At 43.6% G+C, this 21,491-nt stretch carries 21 protein-coding genes and 2 pseudogenes; all 23 read left to right on the top strand.

Translation table 11 applies throughout. The features are described 5' to 3' along the window. Positions 1-98 precede the first annotated feature (98 nt). The 23 genes and pseudogenes from I872_RS09910 (at position 99) to I872_RS09810 (ending at position 21,478) form a co-directional block, all read left to right on the top strand. Positions 99-1,355, top strand: a complete 1,257-nt coding sequence (locus tag I872_RS09910; protein WP_015605952.1) for a competence/damage-inducible protein A — start codon at positions 99-101, stop codon at positions 1,353-1,355. 57 nt (positions 1,356-1,412) lie between these two features. After that, positions 1,413-2,561 carry a recombinase RecA gene (gene recA / locus I872_RS09905; RefSeq protein ID WP_015605951.1) on the top strand — a complete coding sequence of 383 codons (1,149 nt, stop codon included), beginning with the start codon at positions 1,413-1,415 and terminating at the stop codon, positions 2,559-2,561. Between the two features lie 85 nt (positions 2,562-2,646). Further along, a complete protein-coding gene (gene spx / locus I872_RS09900) occupies positions 2,647-3,045 on the top strand; it encodes a transcriptional regulator Spx (protein ID WP_015605950.1) in 399 nt (132 codons plus the stop codon). A 264-nt stretch (positions 3,046-3,309) separates the two neighbouring features. After that, on the top strand, positions 3,310-3,876 hold the full coding sequence (locus I872_RS09895; RefSeq protein WP_015605949.1) for an SP0191 family lipoprotein: 567 nt from the start codon (positions 3,310-3,312) through the stop codon (positions 3,874-3,876). Between the two features lie 43 nt (positions 3,877-3,919). Continuing rightward, on the top strand, positions 3,920-4,477 hold the full coding sequence (locus tag I872_RS09890; RefSeq protein ID WP_015605948.1) for an SP0191 family lipoprotein: 558 nt from the start codon (positions 3,920-3,922) through the stop codon (positions 4,475-4,477). 167 nt (positions 4,478-4,644) lie between these two features. Further along, the gene (locus tag I872_RS09885) at positions 4,645-4,911 is read left to right on the top strand and encodes an IreB family regulatory phosphoprotein (protein WP_005592119.1); all 267 of its coding nucleotides are present in this window, start codon (positions 4,645-4,647) and stop codon (positions 4,909-4,911) included. After that, positions 4,911-5,330 (top strand): Holliday junction resolvase RuvX, encoded by a 420-nt coding sequence (gene ruvX / locus I872_RS09880; protein ID WP_015605947.1) that lies wholly within the window; start codon positions 4,911-4,913, stop codon positions 5,328-5,330. Before I872_RS09885 ends, ruvX begins: the two co-directional genes overlap by 1 nt. 20 nt (positions 5,331-5,350) lie before the next feature. Then, positions 5,351-5,661: pseudogene (locus I872_RS09875) on the top strand (DUF1292 domain-containing protein). Positions 5,662-6,035: 374 nt separating this feature from the next. Continuing rightward, positions 6,036-7,268 (top strand): bifunctional folylpolyglutamate synthase/dihydrofolate synthase, encoded by a 1,233-nt coding sequence (locus tag I872_RS09870; protein WP_015605946.1) that lies wholly within the window; start codon positions 6,036-6,038, stop codon positions 7,266-7,268. Between the two features lie 60 nt (positions 7,269-7,328). Further along, positions 7,329-7,826 carry an SP_0198 family lipoprotein gene (locus I872_RS09865; RefSeq protein ID WP_015605945.1) on the top strand — a complete coding sequence of 166 codons (498 nt, stop codon included), beginning with the start codon at positions 7,329-7,331 and terminating at the stop codon, positions 7,824-7,826. 180 nt (positions 7,827-8,006) lie between these two features. Beyond that, on the top strand, positions 8,007-9,542 hold the full coding sequence (cls, locus tag I872_RS09860) for a cardiolipin synthase (protein ID WP_015605944.1): 1,536 nt from the start codon (positions 8,007-8,009) through the stop codon (positions 9,540-9,542). A 292-nt stretch (positions 9,543-9,834) separates the two neighbouring features. Continuing rightward, entirely contained in the window at positions 9,835-9,975 is a 141-nt protein-coding gene (locus I872_RS12045) for a hypothetical protein (RefSeq protein WP_167320503.1), read from the top strand. A gap of 35 nt (positions 9,976-10,010) precedes the next feature. Continuing rightward, positions 10,011-11,567, top strand: coding sequence for a glycosyltransferase family protein (locus I872_RS09855; RefSeq protein WP_015605943.1), 1,557 nt, complete (start codon positions 10,011-10,013; stop codon positions 11,565-11,567). 121 nt (positions 11,568-11,688) lie between these two features. Further along, on the top strand, positions 11,689-13,884 hold the full coding sequence (nrdD, locus tag I872_RS09850) for an anaerobic ribonucleoside-triphosphate reductase (RefSeq protein WP_015605942.1): 2,196 nt from the start codon (positions 11,689-11,691) through the stop codon (positions 13,882-13,884). A gap of 1 nt (position 13,885) precedes the next feature. After that, complete coding sequence (locus I872_RS11350; RefSeq protein WP_015605941.1) at positions 13,886-14,026, top strand: hypothetical protein; 141 nt, start codon at positions 13,886-13,888, stop codon at positions 14,024-14,026. 52 nt (positions 14,027-14,078) lie between these two features. Beyond that, positions 14,079-14,576 (top strand): GNAT family N-acetyltransferase, encoded by a 498-nt coding sequence (locus I872_RS09845; protein WP_015605940.1) that lies wholly within the window; start codon positions 14,079-14,081, stop codon positions 14,574-14,576. A 9-nt stretch (positions 14,577-14,585) separates the two neighbouring features. Further along, on the top strand, positions 14,586-15,131 hold the full coding sequence (locus I872_RS09840; protein ID WP_015605939.1) for a GNAT family N-acetyltransferase: 546 nt from the start codon (positions 14,586-14,588) through the stop codon (positions 15,129-15,131). Then, positions 15,097-15,696: an anaerobic ribonucleoside-triphosphate reductase activating protein gene (gene nrdG, locus I872_RS09835; protein WP_015605938.1), complete on the top strand. Its 600-nt coding sequence runs from the start codon at positions 15,097-15,099 to the stop codon at positions 15,694-15,696. The genes I872_RS09840 and nrdG overlap by 35 nt, the downstream gene beginning before the upstream one ends. 332 nt (positions 15,697-16,028) lie before the next feature. Beyond that, entirely contained in the window at positions 16,029-17,486 is a 1,458-nt protein-coding gene (gene cpsA, locus I872_RS09830; protein ID WP_015605937.1) for an LCP family glycopolymer transferase CpsA, read from the top strand. 3 nt (positions 17,487-17,489) lie between these two features. Beyond that, on the top strand, positions 17,490-18,221 hold the full coding sequence (gene cps4B / locus I872_RS09825; protein ID WP_015605936.1) for a capsular polysaccharide biosynthesis protein Cps4B: 732 nt from the start codon (positions 17,490-17,492) through the stop codon (positions 18,219-18,221). Between the two features lie 28 nt (positions 18,222-18,249). Continuing rightward, complete coding sequence (locus tag I872_RS09820) at positions 18,250-18,945, top strand: CspC family polysaccharide chain length determinant protein (RefSeq protein WP_015605935.1); 696 nt, start codon at positions 18,250-18,252, stop codon at positions 18,943-18,945. An 8-nt stretch (positions 18,946-18,953) separates the two neighbouring features. Next, complete coding sequence (locus I872_RS09815) at positions 18,954-19,652, top strand: tyrosine-protein kinase (protein WP_015605934.1); 699 nt, start codon at positions 18,954-18,956, stop codon at positions 19,650-19,652. A gap of 18 nt (positions 19,653-19,670) precedes the next feature. After that, a pseudogene (locus tag I872_RS09810) lies at positions 19,671-21,478 on the top strand (polysaccharide biosynthesis protein). The last annotated feature ends 13 nt before the right edge of the window (positions 21,479-21,491 follow it).

The raw sequence follows: 21,491 nt of genomic DNA, 5'->3' as shown, positions 1-21,491 counted from the left end.
GTTGACAGCTCTTTTTATTTCCAGACATGAAAATCAACTTTTTTACTCTTTTTTGTGATAAAATAAAGCCAATTCCGAATAGTAAGGTAGGAGGTTCTATGAAAGCAGAAATTATTGCTGTGGGCACAGAGATTCTGACAGGTCAGATTGTCAATACCAATGCCCAGTTTTTATCTGAAAAGCTAGCTAGTCTAGGAGTTGATGTCTATTTTCAGACGGCAGTGGGGGACAATGAAAATCGTCTTCTCTCTGTCCTAGAAATTGCCAAAGAGCGCAGTGATTTAATTATCCTGACAGGGGGATTGGGACCAACAGAGGATGATTTGACCAAGCAGACCTTGGCTAAATTTGTCGGTCGAGATTTGAGCTTCGATCCAGCGGCTGTGGAAAAGTTAGATCGTTTTTTTGCTAGCCGACCGGACTATGCCCGAACGCCCAACAATGAACGTCAGGCCCAGCTGGTGACAGGCTCGACTCCGCTACCAAATGCGACTGGCTTAGCTGTTGGCGGTTTATTAGAAGCCGACGGAGTGACCTATGTGGTCCTGCCTGGCCCACCTAGCGAGCTCAAACCTATGGTCAATAACGAGCTGGTTCCCCTCCTATCCACAGGACAGAAATTGTATTCACGGGTGCTCCGCTTCTTCGGTATTGGCGAGAGTCAGCTGGTAACTATTTTGGCCGAGATGATTGAGCAACAAAGCGATCCGACCATTGCACCTTATGCAAAGACGGGCGAAGTGACCTTGCGATTGTCCACCAAGGCTTTGAGTCAGGCAGAAGCTGATGCCAAGTTTGAGGCTGTGGAAAAGTCTATTTTGGCGCATCAGACTTTTGAGGGACAGCCTTTGTCTGAGATTTTCTACGGTTATGGAGACGACAATTCGCTTGCTCAAGTGGCCTTTGACTTGCTCAAGAGTCAAGGAAAGACGATTTCGGCGGCGGAGAGTCTGACAGCAGGACTCTTTCAGGCCACCTTGGCTGATTTTGCTGGAGCTTCTTCCATTTTTTCAGGTGGCTTTGTCACCTACAGCATGGAGGAAAAGAGCCGGATGCTGGATATTCCATTGGAAGAGCTGGAGCAGCACGGCGTTGTTTCTGCTTTTACGGCTGGGAAAATGGCAGAGCAGGCTAGAAAGCTGACTCGGAGTGACTTGGCTGTCAGTCTGACAGGCGTGGCAGGACCAGATTCGCTGGAAGGCCATCCAGCTGGGACAGTTTTTATTGGCCTAGCGAGTGAATCAGGAACGGAAATGATTGAGGTCAATATTGCTGGTCGCAGCCGACGTGATGTGCGGAAAATTGCTGTCATGCACGCCTTCAACCTCGTACGAAAAACTTTATTAAAGAACTGATTTTTGGTATAATGAACAGATGGCCAAAAGACATTTTAGAAAAAACAGGAGAAATAAATGGCAAAAAAACAGAAAAATTTGGATGAAATTACAAAGAAATTTGGAGATGAACGCCAAAAAGCTTTGGACAATGCCTTAAAAAACATTGAAAAAGACTTCGGTAAGGGAGCCATTATGCGTCTGGGTGAGCGAGCTGAGCAAAAAGTTCAAGTCATGAGTTCAGGCTCTCTGGCTTTGGATATCGCTCTCGGTGCGGGTGGCTATCCTAAGGGACGGATTATTGAGATTTACGGTCCAGAGTCTTCTGGTAAGACAACCGTTGCCCTTCACGCGGTGGCTCAAGCGCAAAAAGAAGGTGGAATTGCAGCCTTTATCGATGCTGAGCACGCTTTGGATCCGTCATACGCTGCAGCTCTGGGTGTAAACATTGATGAATTGCTGCTGTCTCAGCCTGATTCTGGGGAACAAGGTCTTGAAATTGCTGGTAAATTGATTGATTCTGGTGCAGTTGATTTGGTCGTTATCGACTCGGTTGCGGCCCTAGTACCTCGTGCGGAAATCGATGGGGATATCGGTGACAGCCACGTTGGTTTGCAGGCTCGGATGATGAGCCAAGCCATGCGCAAACTGTCTGCTTCTATCAACAAAACCAAGACGATTGCCATCTTTATCAACCAGTTGCGTGAAAAAGTTGGTGTTATGTTTGGAAATCCTGAAACAACACCAGGTGGACGTGCCCTCAAGTTCTACGCATCTGTCCGTCTGGATGTTCGTGGTAATACCCAGATCAAGGGTACTGGCGATGCCAAGGATACCAACGTTGGTAAGGAAACCAAAATCAAAGTCGTTAAAAACAAGGTAGCTCCGCCATTCAAGGAAGCCTTTGTGGAAATCATGTACGGAGAAGGTATTTCTAAGACAGGTGAGTTGATTAAGATTGCGACTGATTTGGATATCATTAAAAAAGCGGGTGCTTGGTACTCCTACAACGATGAAAAAATCGGCCAAGGTTCTGAAAATGCCAAGAAATACTTGGCTGATCATCCAGAAGTCTTTGACGAAATCGACCGTCAAGTCCGTGTACGATACGGTTTGATTGAAGATGATGAGGCGGCAGAAACTGCGAAGGGTAAGGCTGAGGCTCCTATTGAAAAGTTGGAAGAAGTCACTCTTGACCTAGATGATGCTTTTGACATTGAGGAATAATTTTTCAAAATAGGTCGCAAGACCGATGGTTTTTGTGGTATAATATACTACGATAGTAGTATCGTGTAGCGAAAGGAGTACTTGCATGATCACAATTTATACGGTTTCAAGTTGTACTAGCTGCAAAAAAGCAAAGACCTGGCTAAACGCCCATCAATTGACTTACAAGGAGCAAAACCTTGGTAAGGAAGGAATTACCAAAGAAGAAATTCTTGATATTTTAGCAAAAACTGAAAATGGCATTGCCAGCATTGTATCTTCAAAAAACCGTTATGCAAAAGGACTCGGTGTTGATATTGAAGATTTGAGTGTAAACGAAGTCATTGACATTATCATGGAAACACCACGGATTCTGAAAAGTCCGATTTTGGTGGATGATAAGCGTCTCCAAGTTGGTTACAAGGAAGACGATATCCGTGCCTTCTTGCCTCGTGCAGTGCGCAATGTCGAAAATGCAGAAGCTCGCTTACGGGCAGCTCTATAAATGGATAAAAATAGAGAGTGTGACAGAAATCGGTAATTCGATAGAATTTGATTTCGTCGTCCCACCTCCGCACAGTTGAGTAGGGCTGTAAAAACTGATGAAATCAGCGTAATAGAGCTCACTCAACCACTGCGTCTTGCTCGACAATCCAAAGACAATTGAGAGGCTAGGACTTTTGTCCCAGCCTCTTTTCCTATTTTCATCACATAAAAATCATTGACAAGCGGTTAAACTATGATACAATATCTCTGAGGAGGACGGAACGTGAAAAAATTTTTACTTATTCTTGGCTTAACAGCGGTGATTTTGACTGGTTGTGCTCAAAAGAAAGCAGACAAGCCAAAAGGGAAAAAAGAGGAGATTACTACAACTCTTCCCATTATCACTCAGGCTGAAAAGCAGGAAATTATTACCAAAAAGCTGGTTTTTCCAAAAGATGAGCAAGGAATTCAATCTAGTCAAACGATCACTTATCAAGGGAAACGGTTTCTCAAGCTAATCATGGAGAGAATTACTCCGACCGATGATAGCATCAAAAATGCGATTAAAGAAGTGGGGCTGGAGGAGACTCAGCGGCTCTTGGATGAGTCAATGCAAAAGGATACGGACTATACCCAAGCCAAAACAGTTGCTGGTTTCACTGGAAATGTCCAGATTCTCAATGAAAATGAACTAAAAATCACTTCAACCTACGATTTTGACAATTTGGATATCGAAAAGGCACTTACTTTAAACTATTTTAAAAATAGCAATCTAAAAGAAATGACGCAGATGCCACCGGAAGAATATATCGATAATTTATTGATGAACGGAGCTGAGGAGCAACAGTAAGGAAGCTTCTTGTCAATCATAGAAAACCAAAAAGGAGAAAGAAATGAAAAAATCAGTAGTACTTTTAATGGCTAGTTTGGCGGTGTTGACAGCTTGTGGACAACAGTCAAATGGAGGAAAAGCTGGTGGCAACCAGTCTGTTCAAAGTGAGTCAAAAGAAAAATCGGTTACCAAGTCTTATCAGTTAAATCAAAAGGTACAAGGACTTGATCAAACGATGACCTTGACGGTTACCTACAAAGGCAAGAAGTATGAAAAGGTTAATATTGCTATTTCGCAAAATTTACCAGAAGATGCTAAGGAGTACTTAGCTGGTCAAGATTTATCTTCTTTACAGGAAGAAGTGAGTAAGAGCTTCAAGCAAAGTTCAGGAGTCGATAAGCTTGAACAAGTGAAAGGCATTGAAGTTCAGGTTAAAGTGACTGAAAAGGGCACTGTTGATATTGATTTTATCATCGATCCGACAACTCTTGATTACGATGCTGCTGCTAAGGTACCGACCTACGGACCACTCTTTAAACAAATGAAGTCCCAGACGCCAGAAGAATTTATCAAGTCCTTCCAAGATGAAGGGGGTAAGGAAGTTAGCAATCCATCCTAATATGTCTGATGAAAACTAGTCTTTAAAAAGGGCTAGTTTTTTGATGAGAAGAAGAGGTAAAGAGTTGAAAAAATGTCGAAAAAGTAGAAATTTTACATGGATTAAGTTTGTGAAAATGTTGTAATTATGCTATAATAGACATATTCTTAAAGAAAGAGGGTGTAATTGTGGGATTTACAGATGAAACGGTACGTTTTAATCTTGATGATTCAAATAAAAAAGAAATTAGTGAGACTTTAACCGATGTCTACAAGTCACTCAATGACAAGGGTTACAATCCAATCAATCAAATCGTAGGTTACGTGCTGAGTGGAGATCCTGCTTATGTGCCTCGTTATAATAATGCTCGAAACCAGATTCGTAAATACGAACGTGATGAAATCGTAGAAGAACTGGTGCGTTATTATTTGAAAGGGCAAGGCATTGACCTCTGATGAGAATTATGGGACTGGATGTCGGCTCGAAAACGGTAGGCGTTGCGATTAGCGATCCGCTTGGTTTCACTGCTCAGGGACTTGAAATCATTCAGATTGATGAGGAAAAAGAGCAGTTCGGTTTTGAGCGTTTGACAGAGCTTGTCGAGCAATATAAGGTGGACAAGTTTGTGCTTGGCCTCCCTAAAAACATGAACAATACCAGCGGCCCACGAGTGGAAGCGAGTAAGGCTTATGGCGAGAAAATTGCCGAGCTTTTCCAAATTCCAGTCGAGTATCAGGACGAGCGTCTGACGACAGTGGCTGCTGAGCGCATGCTGATTGAACAGGCAGATGTCAGCCGCAGCAAGCGCAAAAAAGTGATTGACAAATTGGCGGCTCAGCTGATATTACAGAATTATCTAGATAGAAATTTTTAGAAAGAATTGAGGAAATTATTATGGCACACGATCATAACCATGACCACGAACAGGAAAAACCTGAATTGATTACCTTGGTAGATGAGCAAGGAAACGAGAATTTATTTGAAATTCTTTTGACCATTGATGGCAAAGAAGAGTTTGGAAAAATTACGTACTCTTGGTACCGGTCAATGCTGAAGAAGATGAGAACGGCGAAGTTGAAATCCAAGCTTACTCATTTATAGAAAATGAAGACGGAACAGAAGGCGAATTGGAACCAATCCCAGAAGACTCTGATGCAGAGTGGGATATGATTGAAGAAGTCTTCAACAGCTTTATGGAGGAGTGAGAGTGGGACAGAAATTGGTAATTCGTTAGAATTCGATTTCGTCGTCCCACCTCCGCACAGTTGAGTAGGGCTGTAAAAGCTGATGAAATCAGCGTAGTAGAGCCCACTCAACCACTGCGTCTTGCTCGACAATCCAAAGACAATTGAGAGGCTAGGACTTTTGTCCCAGCCTCAGCCCGAGCTTGAAAACTAGAAAGCGAGGAAGGTCCGGGGGACCTTTTTAGCCTGAGCTTAGAAACTAGAAAATCAGCCAGCTTGTGAGTTTATCTCAGCTTGGCTACAGATAGTTTCTTTCTAACGAATAGAAAAGAGGGAAGCGAGTGGCGATTCACATTTGAAGTCTGCTTCGCTTCTCTTTTTATATAGGAAAAGTGATGAATGAGATTGAAAAATGGTTGAACGGTCGCATTGGCCTGAACTTTCGTTCAGGCCTGGAGCGGATGCAGAGAGCTGTAGATTTGCTGGGGAATCCTGAAGGGGCTTACCCCGTCATTCATGTGACGGGAACCAATGGCAAGGGCTCCACAATTGCTTTTATGCGGAATTTATTTGCCGATCAGGGGAAAAAAGTAGCTAGCTTTACATCACCGCATATGGTCAGTGTTCATGACCGCATTTGTATCAATGGACTGCCGATTTCGGATACTGATTTTGTTCGCTTAGGGCGGCAGATTCAGGAGATGGAGAGTGAATTGGTCAAGACTCACGACCAGCTATCCTATTTTGAAATCTTGACCTTGCTGGCCTTTCTTTATTTTAGAGAGGAGCAGGTTGATCTGGCTCTCATCGAGGTGGGGATTGGTGGACTTTTGGATACGACCAATGTCTTGGATGGGCAAGTTGCAGTGGTGACCTCAGTGGGCTTGGATCATCAGGAGACCTTGGGGCAGACGCTTACAGCGATTGCAGAGCAGAAGGCTGGTATTTTCAAAAAAGGTCGTTCTGCAATCATAGGCCCCTTGCCGGAGGAGGCTCGTCGGGTTTGTGAGCAGCGGGCAGCAAGCTTGGACTTGGATTTGTATGAATACGGGCGAGATTTTTGGTTTTCTGATCGTTCTTTTAAGAATACAGACCTGCTTTTATCGCATTTGATCTTGGGATTACAAGGTGCCTACCAAAAAGAAAATGCAGCGCTGGCTTTGCAGGCCTTTCTGCTTTTTATGAAGCAAATGGACTGGGAAATTGATTTTTCTCTGCTTCCTTCTTCTTTGCAGAAGACCCATTGGGCGGGGCGACTAGAGGAAATTAGCCCGAATATCTATTTGGATGGTGCTCATAATTTACCGGCTTTGTCGCGTTTGGTCGAGTTTATCAAGGGGCAGAAGGGCAAGACATGCAGCCTGCTGTTTGGAGCTTTGAAGCGCAAGGATTATAGCGGTATGCTGGCCTATTTGCAGGAGGCTCTGCCAGAGGTTCAGGTGACGGTGACTAGCTTTGACTACGGAGAATCTGTGGGGCAGGCAGAAGCTGCGGACTTTGAATATGTGGCTGATTATAGAGCCTTTATTGAGAGTTTCAAACAAGAGCAGACGGCCGACCAAGTTCTTTTCGTAACGGGCTCACTCTATTTCATTGCAGAGGTTCGAGCCTACCTCCAGAGTGTATAAGTTGACCATAGAAAGCCTTGTTTGGTAAAATGGAAGTGGAACAAAGAAAGGAGAAACAAAATGAAGGTTTCAAAAAAATTAGTTCTTTCAGCCCTTACGGCTATGACCGCTTTTGTATTGGTGTCTTGTGGCAATTCTGGTCAAAATCCATCCAATCAGGCTGCTCAATCTCAAGTGAGTTCCTCTGTTTCTCAGTCATCTGAGACAGTGTCATCAAATAGCAAGGCAAGTAGCAATACAAACGGTAGCGCAAATACTAGTAGTTCAGAGGCTTCTACTTCCAGTCAAACAGCTGCTAGTGACTTAGATGGGACCTATAAGGCCACTCATGAAGGTGATGCCTTAACCCTAGAAGTTTCTGGAAATAAAGGAACCCTGACCAAAGTCGAACGCGACGGTGACCAGGAAATTGAACAGGTGCAGATTGCTCCAACCAATCAAACCATGATTGTTGGAGATGACGTTAAACGTTATCGAGTAGAGGGTAATCAACTGACTCTGGAAGATTTGTCGCAGGAAAACGATGATGACGACACAATCGTCTTCACCAAACAATAATTTTCAAAAAAGAACATCCTACAAAAGGCTGGACAGACGCTCCAGCTTTTTGCGTTTGTGAATAACGGAGTGTTGGGACTTCCTTTAACCTTGGACTAGAGGCTATTTTTTTGAAAAAATTTTGAAATTGCTGCTAATTATTGTTATACTAGATGAAATATGAAACGAGGGAGGATTGAGATGGATCTAGGCAAGTTTCGTTTGCTGATGTCCAAGTATGGTTTCAGCATCATTATCATGTTACTAGAATTATTTCTTGTTTTTGCGGCCTTTTTCTATTTTAATCTGTTGGTGCCTAATTGGTTGTCAGCCCTTGTCATTGTTTCTTTATATATTGGGACTATCTTGACCATTGTCAATCGGAATATGCCTCCCGAAAGCAAGGTGACTTGGCTCTTGTTTGCAGTCGTACCTGTCTTTGGTTTTCTGCTTTATCTGATGATTGGGGAGAGACGCCTTTCCAAAAAAGAAATCCAGCAGCTGGAAAAAATGGACTCAATGAAGTTTCGAGAGGATAATAGCTATGACCTGCGAGTCGAACTCAAGCAGGAAAACAAATCAGCCTTTGGCATTGTCAAGTCTTTGCTGAGTATGGATCACAATGCTGATGTCTACGATGGCACGGCTTCTCAGTATTTCCCCCTTGGCGAAGAGATGTTTGAGGCTATGCTAGATGATTTGCGTTCGGCCAAGAAATTCATTTTTCTGGAATTTTATATCATTGATCCAGGTTTGATGTGGAATCGTATCCTTGAGATTTTAGTAGATAAAGTCCAGCAGGGAGTTGAAGTCAAGCTGCTTTACGATGATATTGGCTGTATGGCAACCCTTTCGGGAGATTATACGAAAAGGCTGCGCAAGATGGGAATTGATGCCCATAAGTTTAATAAGGTGATTCCGCGGATGACGGTGGCCTATAACAATCGTGACCACCGCAAGATTTTGGTGGTGGATGGGCAAGTCGGCTATACAGGCGGTATCAATCTGGCAGATGAGTATATCAACCATATCGTGCGTTTCGGGCATTGGAAAGATGGCGGTGTCCGTCTGGAAGGTAGTGCAGTGAAGGCCTTGACGCGTCTGTTTTTGATGAATTGGTACATCAATCGCGGGGAAATTACAGACTTTGACCGTTATCACTTTGATAGCCAGCGAGTGGAAGGCAAAGGGCTTTATATCCCGTATGGTAGTGGCCCCAAACCGATTTATAAGGAACAGGTGGGCAAGGCTGTCTACCAGAATATCATCAACCAAGCCATTGATTACGTCTATATTACGACTCCTTATTTGATTATTGATTATGATTTGACAGAGGATATCAAAAACGCAGCTATGAGAGGGGTGGATGTTCGCATTGTGACGCCATTTATTCCTGATAAAAAGCTGATTCAGATCGTCACTCGTGGTGCTTATCCAGACTTGATGGAGGCTGGTGTTAGGATCTATGAGTACACTCCTGGTTTTATCCACAGTAAGAACGTTATTTCGGATGATGAGTTAGCCGTGGTCGGAACTATTAATTTTGACTACCGTAGTCTGGTGCATCATTATGAAAATGCCGTCCTTATGTATCAAACAGAATCGATTGCGGATATTAAGCAGGATTTTGAAGACTTGTTTGATGTTTCCAAAGAAATCTCCCTTGAAACCCTTCAGAATAGCTGGTACCAGCGTTTACTGAAGGAAATCATGCAATTATTTGCTCCGCTACTTTAAAGAGAGTGAGATAGAAATCGGTAATTCGTTAGAATTCGATTTCGTCGTCCCACCTCCGCACAGTTGAGTAGGGCTGTAAAAGCTGATGAAATCAGCGCAGTAGAGCCCACTCAACCCCTGCGTCTTGCTTGACAATCCAAAGACAATTGAGAGGCTAGGACTTTTGTTCCAGCCTCTTTTTTCTGTTTTTTGCTGAGATATTAGCTACAAATCATGCTTTCTTGTGATTAGTGTCTTGATTTTACGAATAGTAAATCGGGAGCAGAGAATCAAGGGAGGGTTAAAGATGGAAATGGCAAAAATAATTTATCGGCTTCCTTGTCCAGAAAAGCGGCCAGTTTACCTGAGATTTCGCGATTTGGAGCGTTTGGCAAAGAAGGGACAAAAGGAGAAAGGAAGCCAGTATAAGGCTGACAGAAAGAGTGCTTTTTGATATACTATATAGTATGGAAATCAAGGAGAACTTTTATGAATGATAGAAACCGACAGGAAAATGTGGAAATTTCAGTATCTTTGTCCGCAGAGACCTGGCAAAATACGAATGAGAGACGGCGGATAGAAAAAGTAATCGAGCCGCTTCCCTCCTTTCGATTATTTGTGTGGAGCATCTTGGTCAGTCTGACTAGCGTGTTCAACCCTCTACTGACTAACTTAGCTACCAACCTGCAGTCGCAGAATCTGTACGCTGGCTGGGCGCTGGCTCAGGGAGAGGTTGCCTATGCAAACATATATGGAACCAGCGGTCTCCTCTACTATTTGCTGAGCTGGTTGGGGAATTTGTTCCTTGGTCCGGTAGTGTTTCTACTCTTCCAAGTAGTGGCCCTGACCTTGGCAGGAATTTATCTCTTCCAAACAATTACGCATATAACGGTTAGGACTGGTCTGGCTCGCCAGATTACAATCTTGTTTTATTTGTTTGTACTGACGCTGGGATTTGGCGGAACTTATTCTATGATTTTTGCCTTTCCATTTATCTTTTGGAGTTTGTCCCATCTAGTGAAGTACTTACAAGGGCGTGTCCGCGATGAATCTTTCATTCGTTTTGGAATGGTTGGAGCCTTGGCTTTTCTAATCGAGCCAGCTTTTAGTCTGCTTTTTTACTCATTGACAACGCTGTTTTTGCTTCTGTACAGTATCGCTGACAAGCGAAAAGCGCGTGGATTTTACCAGTTGCTGGCAGGTCTATTAGGTTTTTCTTTAGTCTTTTATCCACTGGGCTACTATACGGTTTTGAATGGTTCCTTTGGTGTGGCGATTAGCCAAGTGACTTATGTTCTAGAGGCTTTTCGTCTCAATAGCAACTATTTATTAGACCATTTACTCTATTATGGCTTGCTCTTCCTAGGTTTAGGTTTTTTGACAGCGCTGATGACGGCTTTTGCTTTCAAAGAAGAACCAACTGACGCGCGTGGTATGCGCTTTATTGGGCTATTAGGCCTCCCTATCAGCTTTGTTGGAGTTTTAGGTCTGCCAGAGAAGGGCGCTTATCAGTTGTTGATAACCCTGCCTTTTGCCTTGCTCCTGCTGGCCTTGTGGTTGGATACAGGTGGAGACAGGGATGGACATGAAAGACGCCACCGCAAGCCTACCAATGCTTCTAGCTGGAATCGTTACTTGGGCAAGCAACTCTTTCTACCTTTGCTTGCGATGCTTTACCTCCTAGCTTATCCGTTTGTAAATGAGTATATTTTATCCAATGGAGTTTCCGCGGAGAGAAATCTGGCAGCCCAACATATCCGTGAAAATAGCACTGCCAAGGATAGTATTTATGCTTGGGACAATACAGCAAGTCTCTATCAACAAGCGCAACGTTTATCAACTATTTCTCTACTGAGCCCGTCGCTCTATACAGGAACGGAAGAGAATCGCATTTTATTGCGCAACGCTTTAAACGAGGCGAGTCCGAAGTTTATTTTAGTCAATAAAGATGTGAAACTCTATTCAGATATAAAAAAGAAAATTTCTCAAGATTATGAAGAAGTGGACCTAGAACTCAATCACTTCAAGCTTTATCAAAGCAAGTAACTAAATCAATATGTTGTGTATAAAATAAAAAAATAACAATTTTACCACAACATATTGATTTTTTATTTTGGAGTGATATAATGTTTGGTAGATAACTTATTGATGAAGGGGAGTGTTTGTGATGATTTTAAGAGAAGAAAAATTTGATACAGCGCCCGCCATCTACGTTGAGAAGCGAGACGGCCGGAGAGTGAATTTTGATGTGAGCAAGATTTATAAGGCTATGGTGCGGGCAGCTCAGGACCTTGGTCCCATGACGCCCATGCTGGAGGCTAAGCTCGAAACCATCACAGACCGTGTTGTGGCAGAAATCAGCAGTCGCTTCGCCAAGTATGTCAAAATCTATGAAATTCAGAATATCGTTGAGCATGAGCTTTTGAATGCCAAGGAATATGCCATTGCGGAGAACTATATCACTTACCGCACCCAACGGGATTTTGAGCGCTCAAAAGCAACAGATATTAACTTTACCATTGACAAGCTCCTCAACAAAGATCGGACGGTGGTTAACGAGAATGCCAATAAGGACAGCGATGTTTTCAATACCCAACGGGATTTGACAGCTGGGATTGTCGGCAAGTCCATCGGCCTTAAGATGCTGCCGCCTCATGTGGCCAATGCTCACCAGAAGGGGGACATCCACTATCATGATTTGGACTACAGCCCTTATACACCAATGACCAACTGCTGTCTGATTGACTTTGACAGCATGCTGAAAAATGGCTTCAAAATTGGGAATGCAGAAGTAGAGAGTCCCAAGTCTATCCAGACCGCGACAGCTCAAATCTCACAGATTATTGCCAATGTAGCTTCCAGCCAGTACGGAGGTTGCTCAGCGGACCGGATTGATGAAGTCTTGGCGCCTTATGCTGAGCTTAATTATCAAAAGCATCTCAAGGATGCGGAGCAGTGGGTTTTGCCGGATAAGCAGGAAGAGTACGCCTGGGCGAAGACCAAGAAGGACATCTACGATGCCATGCAGTCGCTGGAGTATGAGATCAATACTCTCTTTACCTCTAACGGTCAAACTCCTTTTACTTCGCTGGGCTTTGGTCTGGGCACCAATCGTTTTGAGCGGGAAATTCAGAAGGCTATTCTCAATATCCGTATCAAGGGGTTGGGAAGCGAGCACCGCACGGCGATTTTCCCTAAGCTGATTTTCACCCTGAAGCGTGGGCTCAATCTAGAGCCGGGAACGCCCAACTACGACATCAAAGAACTGGCTCTGGAGTGTGCCACTAAGCGCATGTATCCCGATGTGCTTTCCTATGACAAGATTATCGACTTGACCGGATCCTTCAAGGTGCCGATGGGCTGCCGTTCTTTCCTGCAAGGCTGGAAAGATGAAAATGGTCAGGAAGTCAACTCCGGCCGTATGAATCTGGGTGTCGTTACTGTCAATCTGCCGCGGATTGCGCTTGAATCCGAGGGGGATCTGGATAAATTCTGGGAAATCTTTAACGAGCGGATGAATATCGCTGAGGATGCTTTGGTTTACCGAGTGGAGCGGACGAAGGAAGCCAGTCCAGCCAATGCACCGATTCTTTATCAGTATGGGGCTTTTGGCCAACGTCTGGGCAAGTATGATCAGGTAGACCAGCTCTTTACTCACCGTCGTGCAACGGTCTCCCTAGGCTATATCGGTCTGTATGAAGTGGCAGCAGTCTTTTACGGCGGTAATTGGGAGACTAATCCTGAAGCCAAGGATTTTACGATTGCTATTGTCAAAGATATGAAACGCCGTGTGGAAGAGTGGTCAGATCAGTATGACTATCATTTCTCTGTTTACTCGACGCCATCCGAAAGCCTGACCGACCGTTTTTGCCGTTTGGATACAGAGAAGTTTGGCATCGTTCCAGATATTACTGACAAAGAATACTATACCAACTCCTTCCACTACGATGTGCGCAAGAATCCAACACCTTTTGAAAAGCTGGACTTTGAGAAGATTTATCCTGAAGTGGGTGCTTCTGGTGGCTTTATTCACTACTGTGAATATCCTGTGCTGCAGCAAAATCCAAAGGCACTGGAAGCTGTCTGGGACTATGCCTATGATCGGGTCGGCTATCTGGGAACCAATACACCGATTGACCGCTGTTACAAGTGTAACTTTGAGGGAGATTTCACGCCGACCGAGCGGGGCTTCACCTGTCCAAACTGTGGCAACAGCGATCCCAAGACAGTTGACGTGGTTAAGCGAACCTGCGGCTACTTAGGAAATCCGCAAGCCCGCCCAATGGTCAATGGCCGCCACAAGGAAATATCAGCTCGGGTCAAGCACATGAATGGCTCAACTATTAAGTACGAAGGAAATTAAGATGGGAAAGTATCAATTGGATGACAAAGGAAAGGCTCAGGTGCAGCGTTTCCATGAAAAACATTCGCGGGGAGGCAATGGCAAAAAAGAGCGATTGGCCAAACTGCGTCAGCAATTTTTAGAAAAGAACAAGAAACAATAGAAGTCAGAGTGGGGCGCAAGGCGGTCTCACTCTCTTCGTATCAGGAGGAACTATGGAGCTGAGACGACCGAAACTAGAAGACAAGGAAAAGATTTTAGAGATGCTGGCTGACTTTGAAGCGGCTGGCAGCCGGCAGGACGGCTTCTTTGGCGGAGCGGATTTTGTTTATGAGGACTGGCTGGAGGCTATTCAGCTAGCTGAGGCAGGTCTAGGCTTGCCACAAGGTTTTGTGCCCTACATCCAACTAATCTCTTTTGCTGCAGATGGTCAGGCAGTGGGCTTTCTCAATCTGCGCTTGCGGCTCAATGACCATTTGCTTCAAGAAGGAGGGCATATCGGCTATAGTATCCGTCCCTCTGCGCGTGGGAAAGGATTGGCAAAAGAGCAGCTGCGGCAAGGCTTGCAAGTAGCCAAAAGTAAAAATATCAAACGCGCTTTAGTGACTTGTGATAGTGACAATGCTGCCAGTCGAGCGGTGATTCTGGCTAATGGAGGAGTATTAGAAGATGTTCGAGCTGGTAAAGAGCGCTATTGGATTGATTTAGATTGAGGAGGGAGCATGGAGCTAAGACGACCAACTTTGGAAGATAAAAACGCGATATTAGAGATGATTGCGGAGTTCGATGCTGCAAAATCCTACATGCACGGCGGCATGGGCTCTACTTGGAAACGAGCAAAGGATTATGAGGATTGGCTGAAAATTGTAGAACGGAAGGAAGATGTGGCAAACTTGCCAGCAGGTTGGGTTCCTGCCATCCAATTTTTATCCTTTGATGAGACCGGCTTGCCTCTGGGCTTTTTAGCTCTGCGCTTGTCCTTGAATGACAAATTATTTGTGGAGGGTGGGCATATAGGCTATTCTATCCGGCCCAGTCAACGCAGAAAGGGTTTGGCCAAGATGCAGCTGGAGCTCGGGTTAGCAGAGGCTCGAAAGCAAGGACTGGAACGAGTGCTGATTACCTGCGATGAAGACAACGAAGCCAGCCGCCGTACCATTCTCTCTGCTGGCGGTGTTTACGAAAATACAATCGACAGAAGTCAGCGTTATTGGATTGATTTGGAGGATGAAGATGAACAATCCCAAACCTCAAGAATGGAAAAGTGAGGAGCTGAGTAAAGGGCGAATCATTGACTATAAGGCCTTTAACTTTGTGGATGGCGAAGGTGTCCGCAACTCCCTCTATGTCAGTGGCTGTATGTTTCACTGTGAAGGCTGCTATAATGCGGCTACTTGGTCTTTCAACGCTGGCATTCCTTATACGCAAGAGCTGGAGGAGCAGATTATGAAAGACTTGGCGGAGCCTTATGTGCAGGGACTGACCCTTCTAGGCGGCGAGCCATTTCTCAACACAGGCATTCTCTTGCCCTTGGTCAAGCGGATTCGGAGAGAGTTGCCGGACAAGGATATCTGGTCCTGGACGGGCTACACTTGGGAGGAGATGATGCTGGAAACGGAGGATAAGCTGGAGCTGCTGAGTCTGATTGACATCTTGGTGGACGGCCGTTTTGATATCACGAAGAAAAATCTCATGCTACAATTTCGTGGTTCCTCTAATCAACGCATCATTGATGTGCAGAAGTCCCTTCAGTCAGGACAGGTAGTCATCTGGGACAAGCTCAATGATGGTTTGCAAGCTTATGAGCAAGTGGACCGAGATGGCTTGTTATAATCGTCTAGATTGGAGCAAAACTTTCAGCATAAAAATAGGACTTTTGGTTCAATTTTGTCTACAATTTTTCAAATATGCTTACTATATGCCAGTAGCTCTCTGAATTTCATGAGCGGAGATCTATCTTATCTACCAGAATAAGGTAGTGTCAATGCCTTGGTATCGCTTTATTTTTCTGTGTTTTGGCTTGAATTCGATTTCAAAGTTGAAGTCGTTGACAAAAGAATAGGATTTTTTTACAATTATATAATATTCTTAAGAAATTCTTAAAAAAGCCATGTTTTTATGCTATAATAGACTAGAGTAATTTCGCACAGAAAGTAGTAAGGTGAATGTATCAGAGATCAAAAAAATCTAAAAAGAAAAGCAATCGCTTGAAAATATTTAACAGCACCCTGTTGGGTGTTTATACTTTGTTAGCGGCTTTCTTGATTTTCACAATTTTCCGCTATCATTTTCTAGCTTTTCGCTATGTGAATGTCTTAGTGACAGTCCTCATCCTAGCAGTGGCAGTCCTATCAGGATTCCTCATTTTCAAGGGGAAGGCAGAGAGGGCGACTAGCGCTCTCCTAATACTAGCTCTACTTGTGGGTTCGGTATCTATGTATGCTGTAAAAGGCTTGGTCGACTTGTCGGCTGGTGTCAACTCCACTTCCAACTACTCTGAGTATGAGATGAGTATCGTGGTGCCGGCAGATAGCGATGTCACGGACCTCAAGCAGTTGACAAGTGTCTTGGCGCCATCGGGCAATGACCAAGACAATGTCCAAGCACTGATGAAAAATATCAGTCAGACACAAGGGCATGAGCTGACAGTGGATACAGCTTCTTCTTATCTAGCTGCCTATAAGTCACTGACTTCTGGTGAAGCCAAGGCTATGGTCTTGAACAGCGTCTTTGAAGATACCATTCGTGGTGAAGATCCCGACTATGCTTCTAAGATTAAAAAAATCTACACTCACAAGATGAGCAAGAAGATTGATACAGCTATCGGTAAGCAGGATCCTAATGCAGAAGTCTTCAATATCTATGTCAGTGGTATTGACACTTATGGACCGATTTCTTCTGTGTCACGCTCGGATGTCAATATTATCATGACAGTCAATCGTAAGACCAAGAAAGTCTTGCTGACGACGACGCCTCGGGATGCCTATGTTCCAATTGCGGACGGTGGCCTCAATCAGCCAGATAAGCTGACCCACGCGGGTATTTACGGCGTGGATGCTTCAGTTCACACCTTGGAGAACCTCTACGGCATTGATTTGAATTATTACGTGCGCCTGAATTTCACTTCCTTCCTCAAGTTGATTGACTTGCTGGGCGGAATTGATATTGAGAACGACCAAGAGTTTACTAGCCTGCACGGCAATTACCATTTCCCTGTAGGCAAGATCCATCTGAATTCTGACCAAGCTCTAGGCTTCGTCCGTGAGCGTTATTCTCTAAATGGTGGAGATAATGATCGTGGTAAGAACCAAGAAAAGGTTATTGCAGCAGTCATTAAGAAACTGACTTCGACAGATGCACTGAAGAATTACAACGCCATTCTTTCAGGGCTACAGGATTCTGTCCAGACCGATATGAGCTTGGAAACGATGATGAATCTGATCAATACTCAGTTGGAGTCAGGTGGAAGTTATAATGTGACTTCTCAGGCCTTGACCGGAACTGGAAATACAGGTCTGCCTTCTTATGCCATGCCAGAAGCCAATCTCTACATGATGGAAATTGATCAAAATAGCTTGGCAGCGGCCAAAGCAGCAATCCAAGAAGTGATGGAAGGGAAGTAAAGCATGATTGATATTCACTCGCATATCATTTTTGATGTGGATGACGGTCCTAAGACATTAGAGGATAGCCGACGTCTACTAGAAGAGAGCTATCGTCAGGGTGTTCGTACCATTATTTCTACTTCTCATCGCCGAAAGGGCATGTTTGAAACACCTGAAGAAAAGATTGCAGCAAATTTTAAGCAAGTGCAGGACTTGGCCAAGCAAGTTGCTGACGACTTGACCGTGCTATATGGAGCTGAGATTTACTATACTAGCGACATCTTGCAAAAGCTGGAAGAGGGGACATTTCCCAGTCTAGGTGGCACCAAGTATATCTTGATCGAGTTTAGTATGAATACACCCTATAAGGATATTCACTCAGCCTTGGGCAATGTTATCCGCCTCGGCATGACCCCAGTGGTGGCTCATATCGAGCGCTATCACTGTCTGGAAAATGATGAAGATAGGGTCAGCGAATTGATCAATATGGGCTGCTATATGCAGGTCAACAGTTCAAATGTTTTGAAACCCAAGCTCTTTGGTGATCGTTACAAATTTATGAAAAAGCGTGTTCAGTTCTTTCTAGAACGGGACTTGGTTCATTTCGTTGCCAGCGATATGCACAATCTTGATGACAGACCGCCTTATATGCAAAAGGCCTATCAGATTGTCGCGAAAAAATACGGCGCTGAGCGTGCGGAAGAACTCTTTAAGACAAACCAAGAAATCTTATTAAGTAACGAGTTTATTTAATCAATCAAACTCTGGAGAAAGTAAATACATGAATCAAGAAAATCAAATGATCGAAATCGATGTGTTGTCTCTGTTGAAGACACTTTGGAAACGGAAGTTTTTAATCATCTTAACTGCCTTATTGACGGGGATTTTAGCTCTAGGTTACAGTGTTTTTATTGCTAAGCCTACTTATAAGAGCACGACGCGTATCTACGTTGTCAATCGTCAGCAGGGAGAAAATCCTACCTTGACCAACCAAGACCTGCAGGCAGGTTCTTATCTGGTAAAGGACTATAAGGAAATCATCTTATCTCAAGATGTCTTGGCATCTGTCATTTCAGAATTGAAATTGTCAGGTTCGCCATCTGATTTGGCATCTAAGGTAACTGTGACCGTACCGACAGATACTCGGATTGTGTCTATTACGGTTACGCATGCGGATCCGGCAGAAGCAAGCCGTATCGCTAATACCTTGCGTGAAGTTGCTGCTGAGAAAATCATCGCTGTTACCAAGGTCTCTGATGTTACAACGCTGGAAGAAGCGGAGACGCCGAAAACACCGTCTTCTCCAAACATTCGTCGAAATACCATCATTGGAGTGCTTGCGGGTGGTGTCTTGATGGTTCTTGTGGTAGTGAGCGTGGAAATCCTTGATGACCGTGTCAAGAAGCCAGAAGATATCGAAGAAACCCTAGGCATGACATTACTTGGTGTCATCCCAGATATGAGTAAGGTAGGTTAGGAGATACAATGCCAATACTAGAGTTAGCAAAAAAGAAAAAACTTTCTATTTCACGGGTAGAGGAGTATTACAATGCTCTTCGGACCAATATCCAACTTAGCGGTGAAGATATCAAGGTGATTGCTGTTAGTTCTACCTTCCCAGGTGAAGGGAAGACGACAACTTCAACCAATCTTGCTCTAACCTTTGCTAAGGCGGGTCATAAGACACTTTTGATTGACGCAGATATCCGAAATTCAAAAATGCTAGGTGGAGTCTTTAAGAGCGGTGAGAAGGTTTCTGGCTTGACAGAGTATCTTGCGAGAAATACAGACTTGTCTCAAGGACTGTGCGAAACGGATGAGGAGAATCTCTTCGTCATTACCTCTGGACAAGCGTCACCCAATCCAACGGCTCTTCTCCAGAGTGAGCGATTTACCACTATGATGAGCGTCTTGCGCCGTCATTACGACTATATTATCGTGGATACACCGCCGATTGGTATGGTGGTAGACGCAACCTTGATTGCCAAAGTTTGCGATGCCAGTCTTTTGGTTGTGTCTACAAATGAAGTCAAGCGTAAAATGGTTCAAAAATCTAAAACGCAATTGGAGCAATCATCCACACCTTTCCTTGGCGTGGTCTTAAATAAATACAATGTGCAAGCAGACAAATACGGTTTCTATGGTTCCTATGGACACTATGGGGATCGACTGAAAGAAGAATAGAATAAATAAAGGGATATTATGGAATTAACACGATCACAAAAAAGAATTATTCTGATGATAGCAGATGCTGTTTTAATATATTTAGTGGTTTTGTGGCATACTTCTTTTTATCTGAATATGTTTTGCTGTCAGATTTGAGTTTTGTACAAACCTTAACAATGACAGTAGTGCTCTATTTTTTAATTGGAATCAAAACGAAACTCTTTTCGATTATCAATCGTTACACGGACTATAAAACTCTCAGCACGATCAGTCTAACCTTGGTAGGTACTTACTTTATTGTTTTCTTAGTAGAACTTGCGCTATCCTTGCATACAAGCTATCGTTTTTTATTGCTTAGTTGCATGTTCTCTATTTTATTTACTATGTCCATACGTCTTTGCTGGAGAATGTGGTTTAGTTTTAAAAACGGAACAACCTATACAGAGGTTGAAGAAAGCAAAGTAAGTAGAACGCTAGTTGTCGGAGCAGGGGATGGTGGAAGCCTATTTATTAAAACGGCTTTAAAAGAGTCACCTGAGTTAAAGATTATTGCTGTTGTAGATAGTGATACAAGTAAGCAAGGCTCGTTTTTACATGGTGTCAAAGTTGTTGGTACGGATAAGCAAATCCCTGAAATTGTAGCAAATTATGAGATAAGTCAGATTGTCCTAGCAATTCCTTCTCTTAAACCAGATGAGTATGAGCAGATTTTTTCTCTTTGTAAAAAGACAGGTGCTAAAGTTAGTGCCATGCCAAAATATGAAGAAGTGGTTACCGGAAAGCTAAAAGTACATAAATTACGGGAAATTGATATTGCTGATTTATTGGGAAGAAAAGAAGTTAGACTTGATCAAACGAGTTTGCAATCCAATATTGATGGTAAGACAATTTTGGTAACAGGAGCAGGAGGCTCAATTGGTTCAGAGCTTTGTCGTCAGATTGCTCGTTTTTCTCCTGCAAGGTTGCTACTTTTAGGTCATGGAGAAAATTCTATCTATTTAATTCATAAAGAATTACTTGCTCAATATGGAGATAAAGTCGAGATTGTGCCTCTTATCGCGGATATACAAGATCGAGAACGGATATTCCATATTATGCATGAATATCAACCTGATCGTGTTTACCATGCTGCAGCTCATAAGCACGTCCCACTGATGGAATACAACCCAACTGAAGCAGTAAAAAACAATATTTATGGAACCAAAAATGTGGCTGAAGCTGCCAAAGCAGCTGGAGTTGCTAAATTTGTAATGGTTTCTACAGATAAGGCTGTGAATCCTCCAAACGTCATGGGAGCTACAAAACGGGTGGCTGAAATGATTGTTACGAGTTTGAATGAGGAAGGGAAAACCTTGTTTGCAGCGGTTCGCTTTGGGAATGTTTTGGGCAGTCGAGGTAGTGTAGTGCCTTTGTTCAAGGAGCAAATTGCGAACGGTGGTCCAATTACCGTCACAGATTTCCGAATGACACGGTATTTCATGACTATTCCTGAAGCAAGTCGTCTTGTTATTCAAGCGGGTGCGCTAATGCATGGTGGAGAAATTTTCGTGTTAGATATGGGTGAGCCAGTTAAAATTTTAGATTTAGCTAAAAAAATGATTACCTTGAGCGGTCATACGGAAGAGGAAATCCAAATTGTAGAAGCTGGAATTCGCCCAGGAGAGAAATTGTATGAGGAATTGCTCTCTACCGAAGAGCGAGTTGACGAACAAATCTATGAAAAAATATTTGTAGGAAATGTTCAAGCTTTACCTAATTCAGAAGTAACAGCTTTCGTTGATTCTATTTCCAAATTAGATGGAGCAGAATTGAAAGCTAAATTAATAAAATTTGCGCAACAGTAGGGGGTAGATAAAA

The organism is Streptococcus cristatus AS 1.3089, from assembly GCF_000385925.1.
Classification (GTDB): domain Bacteria; phylum Bacillota; class Bacilli; order Lactobacillales; family Streptococcaceae; genus Streptococcus; species Streptococcus cristatus_B.
The sequence above is the reverse complement of the archived record's forward strand: the minus strand, read 5'-3'. Positions and strand labels throughout refer to the sequence as shown.

Bases quoted from the DNA above. Each gene is read 5' to 3' on its own strand.
- I872_RS09910 (WP_015605952.1), top strand. From the start codon at position 99: ATGAAAGCAGAAATTATTGCTGTGGGCACAGAGATTCTGACAGGTCAG.
- recA (WP_015605951.1), top strand. From the start codon at position 1,413: ATGGCAAAAAAACAGAAAAATTTGGATGAAATTACAAAGAAATTTGGA.
- spx (WP_015605950.1), top strand. From the start codon at position 2,647: ATGATCACAATTTATACGGTTTCAAGTTGTACTAGCTGCAAAAAAGCA.
- I872_RS09890 (WP_015605948.1), top strand. From the start codon at position 3,920: ATGAAAAAATCAGTAGTACTTTTAATGGCTAGTTTGGCGGTGTTGACA.
- ruvX (WP_015605947.1), top strand. From the start codon at position 4,911: ATGAGAATTATGGGACTGGATGTCGGCTCGAAAACGGTAGGCGTTGCG.
- I872_RS09870 (WP_015605946.1), top strand. From the start codon at position 6,036: ATGAATGAGATTGAAAAATGGTTGAACGGTCGCATTGGCCTGAACTTT.
- I872_RS09865 (WP_015605945.1), top strand. From the start codon at position 7,329: ATGAAGGTTTCAAAAAAATTAGTTCTTTCAGCCCTTACGGCTATGACC.
- cls (WP_015605944.1), top strand. From the start codon at position 8,007: ATGGATCTAGGCAAGTTTCGTTTGCTGATGTCCAAGTATGGTTTCAGC.
- I872_RS12045 (WP_167320503.1), top strand. From the start codon at position 9,835: ATGGCAAAAATAATTTATCGGCTTCCTTGTCCAGAAAAGCGGCCAGTT.
- I872_RS09855 (WP_015605943.1), top strand. From the start codon at position 10,011: ATGAATGATAGAAACCGACAGGAAAATGTGGAAATTTCAGTATCTTTG.
- nrdD (WP_015605942.1), top strand. From the start codon at position 11,689: ATGATTTTAAGAGAAGAAAAATTTGATACAGCGCCCGCCATCTACGTT.
- I872_RS11350 (WP_015605941.1), top strand. From the start codon at position 13,886: ATGGGAAAGTATCAATTGGATGACAAAGGAAAGGCTCAGGTGCAGCGT.
- I872_RS09845 (WP_015605940.1), top strand. From the start codon at position 14,079: ATGGAGCTGAGACGACCGAAACTAGAAGACAAGGAAAAGATTTTAGAG.
- I872_RS09840 (WP_015605939.1), top strand. From the start codon at position 14,586: ATGGAGCTAAGACGACCAACTTTGGAAGATAAAAACGCGATATTAGAG.
- nrdG (WP_015605938.1), top strand. From the start codon at position 15,097: ATGAACAATCCCAAACCTCAAGAATGGAAAAGTGAGGAGCTGAGTAAA.
- cpsA (WP_015605937.1), top strand. From the start codon at position 16,029: ATGTATCAGAGATCAAAAAAATCTAAAAAGAAAAGCAATCGCTTGAAA.
- cps4B (WP_015605936.1), top strand. From the start codon at position 17,490: ATGATTGATATTCACTCGCATATCATTTTTGATGTGGATGACGGTCCT.
- I872_RS09820 (WP_015605935.1), top strand. From the start codon at position 18,250: ATGAATCAAGAAAATCAAATGATCGAAATCGATGTGTTGTCTCTGTTG.
- I872_RS09815 (WP_015605934.1), top strand. From the start codon at position 18,954: ATGCCAATACTAGAGTTAGCAAAAAAGAAAAAACTTTCTATTTCACGG.